The sequence below is a fragment of the Stenotrophomonas sp. HMWF023 genome, from assembly GCF_003060985.1.
GTDB classification, from domain to species: domain Bacteria; phylum Pseudomonadota; class Gammaproteobacteria; order Xanthomonadales; family Xanthomonadaceae; genus Stenotrophomonas; species Stenotrophomonas lactitubi.
Genome location: NZ_QAIJ01000281.1, coordinates 9,905 through 25,886, shown reverse-complemented (window position 1 = coordinate 25,886; position 15,982 = coordinate 9,905). Strand labels below are relative to the sequence as shown.

Below are 15,982 nucleotides of genomic sequence, written 5' to 3'. Positions count from 1 at the left end.
ATGGATCTGTCGCGCATCAGCCGGTGCGCCTGAATCGATCAGCTGGACTTCACGGTCCGCCTCTGGAGCCTGTCATGTCTACCCGACGCCATTTCATCACCCAACTCGCCGCAACCGCCGGCCTGGGCGGCCTGGCCGCGCTGGGTCTGACCGGACTGCCTGCCCGCGCCCGTGCCGCTGCACCGGCCGGGTGGCAGATGCCCGATGAGCACGGTCCGCAGGAACGCGTCTTCCTGGCCTTCGCTGCACAGCCGCGGGTATGGGGCGCGCAGGCCGATGCGGTGAACAGTGCTGTCGCCCGGCTGGCGCGCACCATCGCCCGCCATCAGCCGGTCAGCGTGCTGTGCCGTCCTGCACAGCGCCGGCAGGCGCAGGAACGCTGCGGCAGTGACAACATCGAATTTCTCGACGTGCCGCTGGACGACATCTGGGTGCGTGACTACGGCGGCTGTTTCGTTACCGATGGCAACGGCGGGCTTGGCCTGGTCGATTTCAACTTCAATGGCTGGGGCGGCAAGCAGAGTGCACGCAGCGATGGCGCAGTAGCACCGTGGCTGGCGCAGATGATCGGCGCGACGCTGCTGGAAAGCGATCTGGTGGGCGAGGGCGGTGGCATCGAAGTCGATGGCCACGGCACCGCGATCCTGACCGAAAGCTGCTGGGTGAACCGCAACCGCAATCCGGGCTGGTCACGCGCGGATATCGAAGCGGAATTGAAACACCACCTGGGCCTGCGCAAGGTGATCTGGTTGCCCGGCATCGCTGGCGAAGACATCACCGATGCGCATGTGGATTTCTACGCCCGCTTCGTGCGCCCCGGCGTGGTGATCGCCAACCTGGACAACGACCCGGAGTCCTACGATTACGATCTGACCCGCGAGCATCTGCAGATCCTGCGCGAGGCCACCGATGCCGACGGTCGCAGGCTGCAGGTGCACACGCTGCCGCCGCCGCTGGGCGGGCGCGACAATGTACACACCCGCGACAATGACGATCTGGCCCGCGGCTACATCAATTACCTGCCGATCAACGGTGCGGTGATCGCACCGCAGTTTGGTGACGCGAAGGCGGATGGCTACTGCCGCGAACTGTTGGAAGACCTGTATCCCGGTCGCACCATCGAGCAGGTGGATATCGATGCGATTGCCGGCGGCGGTGGCGGCATCCATTGCGTGACCAAGAACATACCGCGAGTCGGGTAGCGCCAGCGACGGCACTGCCTGGGTGCTGGGTCAGGCATCTTCCAGCTTCAATGCAGCATCGGCAGCCAGCAGTGCCTCGGCTGCCGCACTCAGGGCCGGCGAGGGCGGAGCAACCACGCCGATCGATTCCATCATCTGCGGCATGCCGACGAACTGCCGCGCGCGGCGGTCATAGATGCCGGTGATCAGCAGCGCACGCGTGGCGGTTTTCTGCTCTGCGCCGATCAGTACGCGCTGCTCCATGATGCCGCGTGTGCCGACCCAGCCGACCAGCCGCGTTTCCAGGGTGAAGCGCTGGAACGGCTTCAGCTCGCGGCGGAACTGGATGGTGCCGGCGCCGACGATCGGCGCCCACTTCTCACGCAGCGCCACTTTGCCCAGCCCCATGCGCAGGATCAGGTCCAGCCGGCCCAGATCGAAGATGTTCCAGTAGCGGCCGTTGGTCATGTGCAGGTTGCTGTCCAGGTCGTTGGGCAGCACCCGGAAGGAGAGGCGCGAGACCCCGAATGGTGCGTCCAGCTTGGGCCGGAACAGGCTGCACAGCAGCAGGTGGAGCAGGCGGAACCAGAGATTCATGGCTATGACGACTGTTATAGAACGGTCGATACGCTAGTCTATGACGACTGTCTTAGCAAGGAGCCTGCCGTGAGCCCGCGATCATCTGATGCCCCCCAGCGTGTGATCGATGCCGCGGCGCAGATGCTTGCGCGGGTGGGCCTCAATGCCACCAGCATCCGCGAAGTGACCAAGCTGGCCGAAGCGCCGTTGGGGTCCACGTATCACCACTTCCCGGGCGGCAAGCAGGAACTGCTGGCACGTGCCACCACGATGGCAGGCGACAAGGTGGAGGCGCTGCTGATCGAGCTGCTGAAGGGCGGTGCAGTGCCGGGGTTGCAGCAGTTCCTGGCACTGTGGCGCGAGCGCCTGCTGCGCACCGGTTTTCGCGCAGGCTGCCCGGTGCTGGCGGCGGCCGTCGAGGAGCCGGTAGAAGCCACGCCCAGCCAGCCGCGTGCGGCGGCCGCCGAAGTGTTCGTGCGCTGGCAGGGCCACCTGGCCACTGCCTTCATCGCCGACGGCCACGAACCTGCGACGGCGAACGGGCTGGCCAGCCTGGTGATAGCCAGCGTGGAAGGAGCGGTGGCGATGAGCCGCGCGCTGCAGGACATTGCGCCGTTCGATCAGGTGGCGGCGCAGTTGTTGAAGGCGGCTGCACCGCCCGCTTGAATCACCCGCGTCGGGAGACGCATCGCGAGTCCTGGCTGGTTGCCACGATGGATCGGTTTCAATGTCGCCGCCTGAATCGTCGCCCTGCATTGCAGCATCCGGCACGCATGTGGGCTGGCAGGCAGCGACCTCGATTCGTGGTTACAATCCGCCAACCACCAACCGCGTGCCAGGCAAGGATGTCCGCATGCTGCACCATCTTTCTTTCGGGGTCCGCGATCTGCACGCTGCAGGCCGCTTCTATGATGCGGTGCTCGCAGCGCTTGGCTATCGCCGCGTCTTCGAAGACGACACCGCGATCGGCTATGGCCTGGTCGATGATGAAGACCTGCTCTGCCTGAAGCTGCGCGACGATGCGGCGGCGCCGGGACCCGGCTTCCATCTGGCGTTGGCGGCAACCACGCGCGCGGCTGTTGATGCCTTCCATCGTGCTGCGTTGGCAACCGGAGGCCAGGACAACGGACCCGCGGGCCTGCGCCCGGATTACGGCGACCGTTACTACGCCGCGTTCGTGATCGATCCTGACGGCCATCGCATCGAGGCGGTGACCAAGGCGGCGATATGAGCAACCGGCGCCCGCCTGTTTCCATGCCGAGCAGCCGCAGCACTGAAGCGATGCACGCACGCCGGCAGCTGCAGCATCGTGGCTGGCCACGGTTGCAGATGGCCCTGATCGTCGTGCTGACCGGCGCCGCCGGATTCCTCGCCTCGCACGTGCTGCGCCTGGCGGGCATGGACGCGATGCTGCTGCGCTATCCACTGGCCGTGCTGATGGCCTATGGCGTGTTCCTGCTGCTGATGTGGATCTGGATCCGGTGGCGCTGGGATGCGGTGGCCGACGGATTGAGTTCCGAGCCCGGCGGCGGTGGCAGCCCGGGATCGCCGTGGACCGGCAGCGGCGGGCATTCCGGCGGTGGTGGCGCGTCCGCCTCGTGGGGGGAATCCGCAGCGTCCTCCAGCACGAGTGCCGACAGCACGTCGTTGCTGGACGTAGCCGACGGCGAGGCAGGCCTGCCGCTGCTGGCCGTTCTCGGCATCATCGCGCTGGTGGCTACGGTGCTCCTGGCCAGTGTCTGGGTGGTCTGGTCGGCACCGGTGCTGATGGCCGAACTGCTGGTGGATGCGGCCATCGCAGGTGGTCTGTACAAGCGTATGCAGGGCATGCAGGCGCAGGGCTGGTGGCGACTGTGCCTGTCCCATACGATCTGGCCGCTGCTGGGCCTGCTGGTGTTCTTCGCCGGTCTGGGCTGGCTTGCGCAGGAGCTGGCACCGGATGCGGTCAGCCTGATGCAGGTGTTCAAGGCGTTGTAGCAGGATCTGCCACGACGTTGAATTTCAATCAAACGCAAGGAGAAGCGCATGGATGTCGCTGCACGCAGTAACAGGAAGTTCGTTCGTTGGTTGATGATGGCGATGCTCGCGGTGTTGATGCCCTTCGCGGTGATGGCCCAGTCGGAGCCCACAGCGGCCCCGCCCACAACGGAGGCGGCCGCAGAAGAAGTCCAATGCCGCGCCTGCACCTATGAACGCATCGGGCACAAGGTGGACATCGGCCTGGTGGCGCTGGTGTCGTTGATGGTGGTTGCCCTGCTGGTCGCCATTTCCCGCGAGTGGGGCACGACTTCGCAGCGCTGGACCTGCCGCACCATGGCCGTGCTGCTGCTGGGGATGGGACTGGCCCTGCTGTGGTGGGCAGGCAGCATCATCTACCTCGGTTACAACCCTTGGCAGGAGGAGGCCGCTCCGCTGGATGCTGCATTGACCTCCACACTGCTCAGCACATCGCCGAAGTGGCTGGCGGCAATGGTGTTGATCGCCTTTGCGCCATCCATCTGGAAGCGCAGTGAGCGCCTGCCTGCGTGGCGCATCGGCTGACCTGGAGTCGCGGCGCCGGATCACGTCCGGCGCCGCCTGCAGCAATCAATCGAAGCGCCAGCGCACGCCCGCATACACGCCGCGGCCTTCGCCGGGCGTGGAGCGCGCCACGTCCTTGCCGGCATCGTTGTAACCGGGGGTGACGGTGGCGGCGTAATGGCGGTCGCCGATGTTGCGCATCTCCGCCCACAGCTGCCAGCGGCCGCCCGGGGCGTCGTAACCGATGCGGCTGCCGAAGATGACGTGGCTGTCGGCCCAGTAGCTGTTGGCGTAGTCCACCGCGATGCGCGAGGCGTACTCGGTGTTCAATGCTGCATACAGGCCCGAAGCGTGGTCGAAGCGCAGTTCGGCCTGGTAGGCGTGGCGCGGCAGGCCTGGCAGGCGGTTGCTGCCGAAGCGCGTGTCATGGCGATAACGGAAATCGCTGAAGGTATAGGCCTGGCGCAGCGACAAACGGCCCGGTGCGGCCTGCCACAAGGTGCTGTCCAGTCCGGCCTCGAGGCCGCGGTGCACGGTGGGGCTGGCGTTGTTCTCGGCAATGAACAGGTTCGGCACCGGCTGCAGTTCCACGCTCAGCAGTTCATGGCTCACGTGCGCGTAGTAGCCGGTCAGTTCCCAGCGGCCCACCGCGGCGTCGCCGCGTGCACCCAGTTCCAGAGTGGTGGCGGTCTGGTTCTGCATCGGCACCGGCGCGCGCTGGCGGCCGCTGGACGGGCCATTGCCCGCGCCGAAGTACTGGTTGGAGCCCCAGATCATCGACCACGGATGAGGCGCTTCTACCGAACGACTGAGGTTGCCGAACCACTGCGTCTGTGGCGTCTGCTGCCAGGTGAAGCCCAGCCGCGGCGCGTAGTCCCAGTCGTGTTCGCGCAGGCGGCCACCACTGCTCGGCCAGGTGACCTGCACATCGCGGCGGGTGTTGATCAGCGCAAACCCGGTCTGTACGCGCAGCCGCTCATTCACAGCCAGGTTGTTGCCGATATGCAGCGTGCTGTCGGTGCCATGGTGGCGGAAGTCGCGCGTGCGGGTGCCGGCGACATAACCGTTGTTGGCAAAGCGCAGCGACTCGCGCACATCCGCATCCAGGTCGTGGGTAACGCGCAGGCCGATGGTGGTTTCGCTGTCCCGACCGAACAGCGTGTGCCGGCGGCGGTAGTCCAGCGTGGCGTTGAGGTTGGCGTAGTCCAGCTGCTGGCGGTACAGGCTTTCGTTCAAGTCCATCGGATACTTGTGATAGACCAGCCCGGCCTGCAGCGACGAATCCTCATCGATCTGCAGCGTGGTGACATTGCCCACCCAGGTGCTGCCCGGTTGCGGACGGCGCGCATCGATGGCGAGGTTGGCCGGGTTCGCCGCGCGCGGATCGTTGCGGATCTGCTCGCGGGTCAGGCGCCCGGGTGTTTCGTGGTTGGTTTCGCGGTAGCGCACGAAGAAGCGGGTCTGCAGATCGGGGGTGATCTGCCAGCCGATGTTGGCCATCGCGCCCTTGCCATCGCCGGATGCATGGCGCTGGTAGCCATCGAATTCGGTATCGGTATAGGCCAGGAAGTAATCGACATCGCCGCTGACGCCGCCCCAGCTGAGGCCGCGTTTCTGGTAGCCACGGCTGCCCGCTTCGTAGTGCAGCTGCACGCCAGCCGAATCGCGGCCACTGCGGCTGATGTAGTCGATGGCACCGCCCAGCGCCAGCGCGCCGCGTTCGAAGCCGTTCGCCCCGCGCAGTACTTCCACACGCGATAGCCACAACGGTTCCAGCAGTTCGTAGGGCGTGCCGCCCGGGCCGGTCAGCGGCAGGCCGTCGATCGATACCGCGATGCCGGAAGCATGCGCGCCCGGGCCACGGTTGATGCCCGAACCACGGATCGACACCTTGGTGCCTTCGTTGCCCGGTGACTGCGCGCTGATGCCGGGCTGGTAGGCCAGCACGTCGGCGCTGCTGGAGAGGCGGCTGTCCGCTTTGGCCACGTCGATGACGTTGCTGGCGCCCGGCACGCGCTTCAGCGCTTCGCGCGCTTGGGCGCTGGCATCGGCGGCAGTGACCTGCACCGCATCGAGGGTGGTGGCCTGCGGTGCGGCGTGGGCGACGGTGGACAGGCCAAGCAGGATGGCCAGCGACAGCGGGGAGCGGGTGGGGCGATAAGGCAGGAAGGGCATGCGGACAGTCTGTAAACCAAAAAACAGGCGCGCAAGTTAACAGGTCGGATGCAGTACGTCACCCACCTGGTGCGTATGGGCCGCGCGATACGTGTAGAGCCGAGCCCATGCTCGGCTGCTCTTGTGGCACCGGAGCCGAGCGTGGATCAGCCCTACAACGGCTGTTTCGCCAATCTCTTCGACTTCAGGTACAGGGCTTCGGCGATCTCTCTTTCGCCCAGCGCTGCATGGCATTCGGCCAGGCTGTCCCAGGCATTGGCCGAGGTGGGATACAGCGCGGTGTTGAGGGTGAAGACCTTCAGTGCGGGTCGATCACCCAGATTGTTGCGGATCGCGTAGCCGGTCGCGTTGATGGCCCGCTCCAGCTCATTGGAAGGAATGCCACTGCTCTCGCGCAACCATGCACGCAGGGTGCCTTCACTGCTGCTGTCGCTGCCCAAGGCGTAGCCGATCAAACGTTCGGCCAGTGCCGCATGCGGAAACTCGCCCGGCGCAGCCACTGCCATGGTGCTTTCCACCAGCGTGCTCGACCAGACATTGCGGGCACTGCCATTGGTCAGGTACACGAACACCCAGTAGCCGCTGGCCAGCGTGCCCTTGTAGGCCAGCCGCGCCCGCACGCGGGTGCCGCCATCGTGGCCGACCTGGGTGTAGCCGTCGCTGCGGGTGGTATCCCAGCCGGTGGAGAAGAAGTTGCTGCCTCCACTGGTCAGTTTCTGTGGCTGCCACAGTGCTTCCAGCGTGGCCGTGCGCAGCAGCTTGCCGGTCGCCAGCGCCTGCAGGAAGCGGTTCATGTCGCCGACGGTGGTCTGCAGGTCGGCATGGCCCCAGCCGTAGTTCGGCCAGGGATCTTCATTGGCCGGCTGCAGTTGGCCGTCCTTGCCGATGTAAGGCACGGCTGCGCGCTGCGCCGGCACGCTGGCCGTGCCCCACGAGGTGCTGCGCATCTTCAGCGGTTGCAGGATGCGTTCGCGCGCGATGGCCGGATAGGGCTTGCCGTAATGGGTTTCCAGCAACGCGGTCAGTACCAGGTAGTTGGCCTGGGTGTACTGCACACGGCTGCCCGGGACGAACTGCATCGGCGCCGAACCGGCGACCTTCAGTGCGGCGGCGAGATCGGGTGCGAGGCCGTTGTAGCCCTTGCTCACCCAGTGTTCGCCCTTTCGCTCGTAGTACTCGGCGATGCCGGAACTGTGATTGAGGAAATCGCGCAGGCGTATCTCCTGCCACGCGATGGGCAGGGCTGGAACATAGCGGCTGGCCGGTGCATCCAGATCCACCTTGCCCTGGTCCACCAGCTGCATCACCAGCGTGCTGGTGAGCAGTTTTGCTACCGACTGCGCGGCGAATATGGAATCGACGGTGGCGGGTGCGTGGGTAGCCGGATCGCGTTCGCCGCTGGTGCCGTGGTAGAGCACTTTGCCGTCGTGCGCGACCAGCACTGCCTGCCCGGCGATGCCGTAGCGCTCGCGGTTGGCCTGCAGTTGTACGTCCAGCTGCGCGGTGAGGTCGCCTGGAACGTCACGCGCCGAAGCGGGCAGTGCGATGGCCAGGGCACAGAGCAATACGGCAGCAAGCGTGCGGTACATCGCGATGTTCCGTCAGCGGCGATGGCGCATCTTGGCTACGGCAGGATAGCGGGTCAAGAGCACCGATTCCCGCATCAGGGAGAGCCGGCCAGCGGCCGGCACTACCACACGTTTCCGGTAGCGCCGGGCCGTGCCCGGCGACGCTCGATCAGCCGAGAATCCCCGGTAGATCCAGCCCCTTCTCCTTCGCGCATTCAATGGCGATCTCATACCCTGCATCGGCATGGCGCATCACGCCCGTCGCCGGGTCGTTCCACAGCACGCGTGCAATCCGCTTGGCTGCCGCTTCAGTGCCATCGCAGACGATCACCATGCCGGCGTGCTGCGAGAAGCCCATGCCGACGCCGCCGCCATGGTGCAGCGACACCCAGGTCGCACCGCTGGCGGTGTTGAGCAGGGCGTTCAGCAGCGGCCAGTCGGACACTGCATCGGAACCGTCGGCCATCGCTTCGGTTTCGCGGTTCGGCGAGGCCACGCTGCCGCTGTCCAGATGGTCGCGACCGATCACCACCGGTGCCTTCAGCTCACCGTTGGCCACCATCTCGTTGAAGGCCAGGCCCAGTCGATCGCGATCACCCAGCCCGACCCAGCAGATGCGCGCCGGCAGGCCCTGGAACTTGATCTTCTCGGCGGCCATGTCCAGCCAGCGGTGCAGGTGCGGATTGTCCGGAATCAGCTCCTTCACCTTGGCATCGGTCTTGGCGATGTCTTCCGGGTCGCCACTGAGCGCGGCCCAACGGAACGGGCCGATGCCACGGCAGAACAGCGGTCGGATGTAGGCCGGCACGAAACCCGGGAAATCGAACGCGTCCTCGACACCTTCTTCCAGCGCCATCTGCCGCAGGTTGTTGCCGTAGTCCACGGTCGGCACGCCCAGTGAGTGGAAGCCGAGCATGGCGCGGATGTGGTTGGCCATCGACGCACGCGCGGCCTTCTCCACTTCCTTAGGCGCGGTTACGCGCTTGGCATCCCATTCTTCCACCGTCCAGTCCTGCGGCAGGTAACCGTTGACCGGGTCGTGCGCGGAGGTCTGGTCGGTAAGCAGGTCCGGCTTCACGCCACGGATCAGCAGTTCGTCCAGCACGTCGGCAACATTGCCGAGCAGGCCGACCGACAGTGGCTTTTTGGCGGTGCACGATTCTTCGATCAGGCGCAGGGCCTCATCCAGATCGTCGGTCCAGGTATCCAGGTAGCCGGTACGCAGGCGCATTTCGATGCTGCTCTTGCGGCATTCCACCGCCAGGCACGAGGCGCCAGCCATCACTGCGGCCAGCGGCTGCGCGCCGCCCATGCCACCCAGTCCGCCGGTGAACAGCCACCTGCCGGCCAGGCTGCCGTTGTAGTGCTGGCGGCCCATTTCCACGAAGGTCTCGTAGGTACCCTGCACGATGCCCTGCGCGCCGATGTAGATCCAGCTGCCGGCGGTCATCTGGCCATACATCGCCAGGCCTTTCTTATCCAGCTCGTTGAAGTGGTCCCAGTTGGCCCAGCGCGGTACCAGGTTGGAGTTGGCGATGAGCACGCGCGGTGCATCGGCATGGGTGCGGAATACGCCCACCGGCTTGCCCGACTGCACCAGCAGGGTCTGGTCATCGTCCAGGCGCTTGAGGGTTTCGACGATGGCGTCGAAGCTCTCCCAGTCGCGCGCGGCGCGGCCGATGCCACCGTACACCACCAGTTCCTGCGGGCGCTCGGCCACGTCGGGGTGCAGGTTGTTCATCAGCATGCGCAGCGGCGCTTCGGTCAGCCAGCTTTTTGCGGTGAGCGTGGTGCCGGTCGGTGCGGCGATGGTGCGGGACGGGTCGTTGCGGGTCATGCGGCGCTCCGGTTCGTAGCGAATTCAAGGCAGGCGTTGAGCACCTGCGCCAAGGTGTGGCGCAGCGGTGCGGCGTGGTCGGGGTCGAGCGGGGTGGGCCAGCTGTGCTCGTCCACCTGGTCGGGTAGCGGCTCGTGCATGTAACCGCGGCAGGCCAGTTCCATCTGCAGGCTGTGCACACCACCGGCGATGCTGCTGTAGTGGCGGGTGATCCAGCCGCCCTTGAAGCGGCCGTTGCGCACCTGGCTCATGCCGCTGATCTTCAGCAGATTTTCGACAACGTCGCTCAACGCATTGTCGCAGGAAGTGTCCGGTGCACCGGACGGCCCGGCAGTGCCGAGGTTGAACTGCGGCAGCTCGCCATCGAACAGGTGCGGGATGTGCGAACGGATCGAATGTGCGTCGTACACCACCACGGTGCCGTGGCGTGCACGCAGGCGTGCGATCTGCTTGGCCAGAGCGTCGTGGTACGGCGCGAAATAGGTGTCGCGACGGCGGGCAATCTCGGCGTCGTCCGGTTCGCGACCTGCGTGGTACAGCGGCTGGTTGTCGAAGGTAGTCAGCGGGCACAGGCCGGTGGTGTTCTGGCCCGGGTACAGCGACACGCCGCTGGGATCGCGGTTGAGATCGATCACCGAGCGCGAGATCGCCGAGCGCACGGTGGTCGCGCCCATGCCACGTGCGAAGTCGTACAGCTCATGCACCCACCAGTCAGCATCGCGCCGCGCCAGCCACGGCGAGTGGAAGTCGCCGATCAGGTCATGCGGCAGCTCGCTGCCGGTGTGCGGGAAGCTGACGATCAGCGGGGCATCGCCCTCGTGCACGGTCAGCCAATCGGGATGGCCGCTCATGCCTGCGGTTCCACCGTGGGCAGCAGCTCTACCAGGCCCTTGGCCAGTGCGCCGCTGCGGACCAGATCGGTCGCGATCACCATGTCCGGGTGGAAGTAGCGATCTTCTTCCAGCATCGGCACCTGTGCACGCAGCGTCGCGCGCACGTTCTCCAGTGCAGTGCTGGAGCGCAGCGGCGCATGGAAGTCACAGCCCTGCGCGGCGGCCAGCAGCTCGATGCCGATCACGTTGGCCGCGTTCTCGGCCATCTGCATCAGGCGGCGTGCGCCATGCGCGGCCATCGACACATGGTCTTCCTGGTTGGCCGACGTCGGGATCGAATCGACGCTGGCCGGGTAGGCGCGCTGCTTGTTCTCCGAGACCAGCGCAGCAGCGGTCACCTGCGGAATCATGAAGCCGGAATTCAAACCGGGGCGCGGGGTCAGGAACGCCGGCAGGCCGGACAGCGCAGGGTCGACCAGCATCGCCAGGCGGCGCTCGCTGATCGAGCCGATCTCGCACACCGCCATCGCCAGCATGTCGGCGGCAAAGGCCACCGGCTCGGCGTGGAAGTTGCCGCCGGACAGCGCCTCACCGGTATCGGTGAACACCAGCGGATTGTCGGACACGCCATTGGCTTCGATTTCCAGCGTGGTCGCGGCCTGGCGCAGGATGTCCAGCGCCGCACCCATCACCTGCGGCTGGCACCGCAGGCAGTACGGATCCTGTACGCGCACGTCATTGTCGCGGTGCGATTCGCGGATGCCCGAATCCTGCATCAGCGTGCGCAGGGTGGCGGCGGTGGCGATCTGCCCGCGCTGGCCGCGAAGGGCATGGATGCGCGGATCGAACGGCGTGTCCGAGCCCTTGGCCGCTTCCACCGACAGCGCGCCGGTGACCAGCGCGGCCTGGAACACGGTTTCAATTTCAAACAGGCCGGCCAGTGCGTACGCGGTAGAGAACTGGGTGCCGTTGAGCAGGGCCAGGCCTTCCTTCGCGCCCAGTTCCACCGGCTGCAGGCCAGCACGCGCCAGTGCGTCCACGGCGGGCAGGCGCTCATCGCCAACGAAGGCCTCACCGACGCCGATCATCACGCTGGCCAGGTGCGAGAGCGGTGCCAGGTCGCCCGAAGCACCGACCGAGCCCTGCGCCGGCACCACCGGCAGCACGCCTTTCACCAGCATGGCTTCCAGCAGCAGCAGCGTTTCCTCGCGCACGCCGGAAGCACCCTGGGCCAGGCTGACCAGCTTCAGCGCCATCATCAGCCGCACCACATTCACCGGCATCGGCTCGCCCACGCCCGCGGCATGCGAAAGCACGATGTTCCGCTGCAGGGTGGCCAGATCCTCGCGTTCGATGCGCACGCTGGCCAGCTTGCCGAAACCGGTGTTGATGCCATACACCGGTGCGCCCTTGGCAACGATGGCTGCCACCGTTGCAGCGCTGGCTCGCACGGCCGGCAACGCGGCCGGGTCGAGCGACAGCGGCGCACCGCGATACGCCTGCCGCCACTGGGCAAGGGTGACATGGCCGGGGCGAAGAACCAGGGTGTTGCTCATGTGTTGCTCCAGGAGGCAGGCAGGTCGGGCTGTCCGCGCAGTACACGCGCGTGCAGCGGGTTGAATCCAATGCGATAGACCAGGTCGGCGGGGGCGTCGATGTCCCAGATCGCCAGGTCGCAGTCCATGCCAACGGCCAGGCGGCCGATGCGCGCGCCATGGCCCAGCGCGCGCGCCGCTTCACGGGTGAAGCCGGCGATGCATTCGTCCACGGTCAGGCGGAACAGGGTGGCGCCCATGTTCATCGCCAGCAGCGGGCTGGTCAGCGGCGAGGTGCCCGGGTTGCTGTCGGTGGCCAGCGCCAGCGGTACGCCGGCCGCGCGCAGCGCAGCGATCGGCGGCAGGGTAGTGTCGCGGGTGAAATAGAACGCCCCGGGCAGCAGCACGGCGACGGTGCCGGCGGCCGCCATCGCGGCAATGCCGGCGTCGTCCAGGTGTTCGATATGGTCGGCCGACAGCGCACCGAAACCGGCCGCCAGTTCGGCGCCATGCTGGTTGCTCAGCTGTTCGGCGTGGATCTTGATCGCCAGCCCATGCGCGCGCGCGGCTTCGAAGACCTGGCGTGCCTGTGCGGGCGAGAACGCGATGTTCTCGCAGAAGATGTCCACGGCTTCGGCCAGGCCTTCGGCAGCGATGGCGGGGATCATCACCTCGCACACCTCGTCGGTGTATTCCTGTGCCTCGCGGCCCGGCGGAACCGCGTGTGCCCCCAAGAAGGTCGGCACCACGTTCACCCGGCATTCTTCGCCCAGCGCACGGGCCACCTGCAGCTGCTTGCGCTCGTCCTGCAGGGTCAGGCCGTAGCCGGATTTGATCTCGATGGTGGTCACGCCTTCGGCGCGCATCGCCAACAGGCGAGGGCGGCTCTCGTGTGCCAACTGCTCTGGCGAGGCGGCGCGGGTGGCGCGTACCGTGGAGACAATGCCGCCGCCGGCACGGGCGATCTCGGCATAGCTCACACCCTGCAGGCGTTGCTCGAATTCGTTGGCGCGGTTGCCGGCGTAGACCAGGTGGGTGTGGCAGTCGATCAGGCCCGGCGACATCCAGCGGCCTTCGCCGTCGATGCGGGTGGTCGGCTGCAGGTGGGCATCGCTGCCGGCAGGGCCCACATGGACGATGCGGCCATCGGTGGCGGCCAGTACTGCATCGCGAAGGACACCCAACCCCTCGCCATCGAGGGTCATCAGGTGGACGTTGGACCAGAGGGTATCGACGTGCATGGCATCCACAACGCGGCTGTGCTTATATGTCTATACAATATAGGCGTCCAATTCGGGTTGTCCAGCCATGTCCGATTCGCGTTCCCCGCACTCCTTCCATGCCGCCCACGCCCTGCTGGCCGACGGCTGGGCCGCCGATGTCCGCCTGCAGGTGCAGGAAGGGCGCATCGCGGCGGTCACGCGCGGGCAGGCAGCGCAGGACGGTGATGCCCGCGTGGGCATCCTGGTGCCGGGCCTGCCGAACCTGCACAGCCACGCCTTCCAACGCGGAATGGCTGGGCTGACCGAGATCGGTGGCGGCGACGGCGACAGCTTCTGGAGCTGGCGCGAACTGATGTACCGCTTCCTGGCCCATCTGCGCCCGGACGCAGTGCAGGCCATCGCCGCCCAGGCGTACATGGAGATGCTGGAAAGCGGCTTCACCCGCGTCGGTGAATTCCACTACCTGCACCACGATGCCGATGGCCGCCCCTACGCCAATCGCGCCGAGATGAGCGTGCAGATTGCTGCTGCGGCCGAGCAGACCGGCATCGGCCTGACCCTGCTGCCGGTGTTCTATGCCCACGCTGATTTCGGTGGGGCGCCGCCGAACCCGGGGCAGCGCCGCCTCATCCACGACGTAGACGGGTTCGCACAGCTGCTCGATGGCGCCCGTACCGCGCTGGCCACGCTGCCCGATGCGGTGCTCGGCATCGCACCGCACAGCCTGCGCGCGGTGACCGGCGACGAGCTGAGCGCGCTGCTGCCGCTGACCGACGGCCCGGTTCACATCCACATTGCCGAGCAGGTGCGCGAGGTCGAGGCCTGCCTGGCATGGAGCGGCATGCGCCCGGTGCAGTGGCTGTACGAACATGCCCCGGTCGATGCGCGTTGGTGCCTGGTGCACGCCACCCACATCACCGACGACGAGCGTGCGCAGATGGTCGCCAGCAAGGCCGTGGCCGGCCTGTGTCCGATTACCGAAGCCAACCTGGGTGACGGCCTGTTCCCGATGCAGGCCTTCGCACGCGAGGGCGGACGCTTCGGCGTCGGCTCCGATTCCAACGTGCTGATCGATGCCGCAGAAGAGCTGCGCCTGCTGGAATACGGCCAGCGCCTGACCCTGCGGGGTCGCAACGTGTTGGCCCCGGATGCCGGTCGCAGCACCGGGCGCTTCCTGTTTGAAGGGGCGCTGCAGGGCGGTGCACAGGCGCTGGGCGTAGCTGCCGGCCTGCAGGTGGGTGCCAGCGCTGACATGGTTGAACTGGATGCTGCGCACCCCGCGCTGCAGGCGCGACACGGTGACGCATGGCTTGACAGCTGGATGTTCGCCGCACGTAATGGCGCGCTGCGATCGGTCTGGCGCCATGGCCGCCAGTGCGTGGCCGAGGGCCGCCACCTGCAGCGCGAGGCCATCACCACCGCCTTCGCCGCTGCCCTGCGTGGCGTGCTGGGCTGATCGCCTCCCACCATCGAGACCCCACTACGTGAAGGCCAGCAAGTCCGCCACGCTCAACCAGCGCATCCGCAGCGACCTGGAAAGCCGCATCCTCAGCGGGGAGTGGGCGCCGGGCTTCCGTATTCCGTACGAGCACGAGCTGATGGAGCAGTACGGTTGCTCGCGGATGACGGTGAACAAGGTACTGACGGCGCTGGCGGAGAGCGGCATGATCGAGCGCCGTCGACGAGCGGGCTCGTTCGTGGCCCGGCAGCCACCGCATCTGGAGCAGGTGGCGCTGGAGATCCCGGACATCGCCATGGAGGTCGGCTCGCGCGGGCATCAGTACGGCTACCGCCTGCTGCAGCGCGAACTGCGCCTGGCCGAGGCAGCAAATGCCGGCGAAGTGGAACTGGCGGGCAGCGAACAGTTGCTGGCGATGCGCTGCCTGCATCTGGCCGATGGCCGTCCGTTGGCGCTGGAGCATCGCCTGATCAGTCCGGTCGGCGTTCCCGAGGTGCTGGACGTGGACTTCAGCACCACCGCACCGGGCAGCTGGCTGCTGCAGAACGTGTCGTGGACACGCGCGCAGCATCGCATCAGCGCCTGGGGCGCCGACGCGCCCACCGCCAAGCTGCTGGACGTGAAACCCGGTACCGCCTGCCTGGTGATCGAGCGCCTGACCTGGCGCGGCGAACAGCCGATCACCCGCGTGCGTCAGATGTTCCTGGGGGATGCCTGGGATCTGGTCGCCCGCTTCTCGCCTGGGGCGCGATAGGGGCGAAGACACGCCCGGCTTGTTCCTGGGGCGCTTTCAGCCAAGCGGGAATGAGCCGCCGTGAGTAGATCCACGCCATGCGTGGATGCGGTGCCGAGCAGCCGAGCGAGTTCGGCACAGTCACCCCTCAGCCCATCAATACGTCGCGCACTGCCGCCAGCGCACCGGCTCATCCACGCCGGGGCGGGCATTGAGCTGCACGCGCACGTTGCGCAGGGCGGGGTAGCGAAGCACTTCCTGACACACGCGTGGCCACACCGTTTCCAGTTCTCCAGTGCGGTTGATCGCCAGCGTCTGCCGGGTCAGCCAGACGCCGCT

General features: G+C 66.9%; 14 protein-coding genes and 1 pseudogene. 7 read left to right on the top strand and 8 right to left on the bottom strand.

Going from position 1 to position 15,982, the window contains the following annotated elements; genetic code table 11:
• Positions 1–74: 74 nt before the first annotated feature.
• A complete protein-coding gene (locus tag DBR20_RS16040) occupies positions 75–1,202 on the top strand; it encodes an agmatine deiminase family protein (RefSeq protein ID WP_108266883.1) in 1,128 nt (375 codons plus the stop codon).
• Positions 1,203–1,232: 30 nt separating this feature from the next.
• Here the strand turns inward: DBR20_RS16040 and DBR20_RS16035 are convergent, their stop codons facing one another.
• Positions 1,233–1,778, bottom strand: a complete 546-nt coding sequence (locus tag DBR20_RS16035) for a thioesterase family protein (RefSeq protein WP_108266881.1) — start codon at positions 1,776–1,778, stop codon at positions 1,233–1,235.
• Positions 1,779–1,847: 69 nt separating this feature from the next.
• Here DBR20_RS16035 and DBR20_RS16030 point away from each other — a divergent pair, with 69 nt between their 5' ends.
• The 4 genes from DBR20_RS16030 (at position 1,848) to DBR20_RS16015 (ending at position 4,301) form a co-directional block, all read left to right on the top strand.
• Positions 1,848–2,426, top strand: coding sequence for a TetR/AcrR family transcriptional regulator (locus tag DBR20_RS16030; protein WP_108266879.1), 579 nt, complete (start codon positions 1,848–1,850; stop codon positions 2,424–2,426).
• 187 nt (positions 2,427–2,613) lie between these two features.
• Positions 2,614–2,991, top strand: a complete 378-nt coding sequence (locus DBR20_RS16025) for a VOC family protein (RefSeq protein ID WP_100460482.1) — start codon at positions 2,614–2,616, stop codon at positions 2,989–2,991.
• Positions 2,988–3,737, top strand: a complete 750-nt coding sequence (locus DBR20_RS16020; protein ID WP_108266877.1) for a hypothetical protein — start codon at positions 2,988–2,990, stop codon at positions 3,735–3,737. The genes DBR20_RS16025 and DBR20_RS16020 overlap by 4 nt, the downstream gene beginning before the upstream one ends.
• A 48-nt stretch (positions 3,738–3,785) precedes the next feature.
• Positions 3,786–4,301 carry a hypothetical protein gene (locus tag DBR20_RS16015; protein ID WP_108266875.1) on the top strand — a complete coding sequence of 172 codons (516 nt, stop codon included), beginning with the start codon at positions 3,786–3,788 and terminating at the stop codon, positions 4,299–4,301.
• A 45-nt stretch (positions 4,302–4,346) separates the two neighbouring features.
• Here DBR20_RS16015 and DBR20_RS16010 read toward each other — a convergent pair whose 3' ends face one another.
• The 6 genes from DBR20_RS16010 to hutI all read right to left on the bottom strand — a co-directional run bounded on the left by DBR20_RS16010 (position 4,347) and on the right by hutI (position 13,469).
• Positions 4,347–6,455 carry a TonB-dependent receptor gene (locus DBR20_RS16010; RefSeq protein WP_108266873.1) on the bottom strand — a complete coding sequence of 703 codons (2,109 nt, stop codon included), beginning with the start codon at positions 6,453–6,455 and terminating at the stop codon, positions 4,347–4,349.
• 152 nt (positions 6,456–6,607) lie between these two features.
• On the bottom strand, positions 6,608–8,044 hold the full coding sequence (locus tag DBR20_RS16005; RefSeq protein ID WP_108266871.1) for a serine hydrolase domain-containing protein: 1,437 nt from the start codon (positions 8,042–8,044) through the stop codon (positions 6,608–6,610).
• 148 nt (positions 8,045–8,192) lie between these two features.
• On the bottom strand, positions 8,193–9,860 hold the full coding sequence (hutU, locus tag DBR20_RS16000; protein ID WP_108266869.1) for a urocanate hydratase: 1,668 nt from the start codon (positions 9,858–9,860) through the stop codon (positions 8,193–8,195).
• Positions 9,857–10,711, bottom strand: coding sequence for an N-formylglutamate deformylase (hutG, locus tag DBR20_RS15995; protein ID WP_108266867.1), 855 nt, complete (start codon positions 10,709–10,711; stop codon positions 9,857–9,859). The genes hutU and hutG overlap by 4 nt, the downstream gene beginning before the upstream one ends.
• Positions 10,708–12,249 (bottom strand): histidine ammonia-lyase, encoded by a 1,542-nt coding sequence (hutH, locus tag DBR20_RS15990; protein WP_108266865.1) that lies wholly within the window; start codon positions 12,247–12,249, stop codon positions 10,708–10,710. Before hutH ends, hutG begins: the two co-directional genes overlap by 4 nt.
• Positions 12,246–13,469, bottom strand: a complete 1,224-nt coding sequence (hutI, locus tag DBR20_RS15985) for an imidazolonepropionase (protein ID WP_108266885.1) — start codon at positions 13,467–13,469, stop codon at positions 12,246–12,248. Before hutI ends, hutH begins: the two co-directional genes overlap by 4 nt.
• Before the next feature lie 67 nt (positions 13,470–13,536).
• On the opposite strand from hutI, the gene DBR20_RS15980 reads away from it, so the two are divergent.
• Positions 13,537–14,907 (top strand): formimidoylglutamate deiminase, encoded by a 1,371-nt coding sequence (locus tag DBR20_RS15980; RefSeq protein ID WP_108266863.1) that lies wholly within the window; start codon positions 13,537–13,539, stop codon positions 14,905–14,907.
• Positions 14,908–14,935: 28 nt separating this feature from the next.
• The gene (gene hutC, locus DBR20_RS15975) at positions 14,936–15,664 is read left to right on the top strand and encodes a histidine utilization repressor (protein WP_108266861.1); all 729 of its coding nucleotides are present in this window, start codon (positions 14,936–14,938) and stop codon (positions 15,662–15,664) included.
• Between the two features lie 135 nt (positions 15,665–15,799).
• On the opposite strand, the pseudogene DBR20_RS23345 reads toward hutC, so the two are convergent.
• Positions 15,800–15,982, bottom strand: a pseudogene (locus tag DBR20_RS23345) (hypothetical protein); the annotation flags it as partial.

Bases quoted from the DNA above. Each gene is read 5' to 3' on its own strand.
- DBR20_RS16040 (WP_108266883.1), top strand. From the start codon at position 75: ATGTCTACCCGACGCCATTTCATCACCCAACTCGCCGCAACCGCCGGC.
- DBR20_RS16035 (WP_108266881.1), bottom strand. From the start codon at position 1,778: ATGAATCTCTGGTTCCGCCTGCTCCACCTGCTGCTGTGCAGCCTGTTC.
- DBR20_RS16025 (WP_100460482.1), top strand. From the start codon at position 2,614: ATGCTGCACCATCTTTCTTTCGGGGTCCGCGATCTGCACGCTGCAGGC.
- DBR20_RS16020 (WP_108266877.1), top strand. From the start codon at position 2,988: ATGAGCAACCGGCGCCCGCCTGTTTCCATGCCGAGCAGCCGCAGCACT.
- DBR20_RS16015 (WP_108266875.1), top strand. From the start codon at position 3,786: ATGGATGTCGCTGCACGCAGTAACAGGAAGTTCGTTCGTTGGTTGATG.
- DBR20_RS16010 (WP_108266873.1), bottom strand. From the start codon at position 6,455: ATGCCCTTCCTGCCTTATCGCCCCACCCGCTCCCCGCTGTCGCTGGCC.
- DBR20_RS16005 (WP_108266871.1), bottom strand. From the start codon at position 8,044: ATGTACCGCACGCTTGCTGCCGTATTGCTCTGTGCCCTGGCCATCGCA.
- hutU (WP_108266869.1), bottom strand. From the start codon at position 9,860: ATGACCCGCAACGACCCGTCCCGCACCATCGCCGCACCGACCGGCACC.
- hutG (WP_108266867.1), bottom strand. From the start codon at position 10,711: ATGAGCGGCCATCCCGATTGGCTGACCGTGCACGAGGGCGATGCCCCG.
- hutH (WP_108266865.1), bottom strand. From the start codon at position 12,249: ATGAGCAACACCCTGGTTCTTCGCCCCGGCCATGTCACCCTTGCCCAG.
- hutI (WP_108266885.1), bottom strand. From the start codon at position 13,469: ATGCACGTCGATACCCTCTGGTCCAACGTCCACCTGATGACCCTCGAT.
- DBR20_RS15980 (WP_108266863.1), top strand. From the start codon at position 13,537: ATGTCCGATTCGCGTTCCCCGCACTCCTTCCATGCCGCCCACGCCCTG.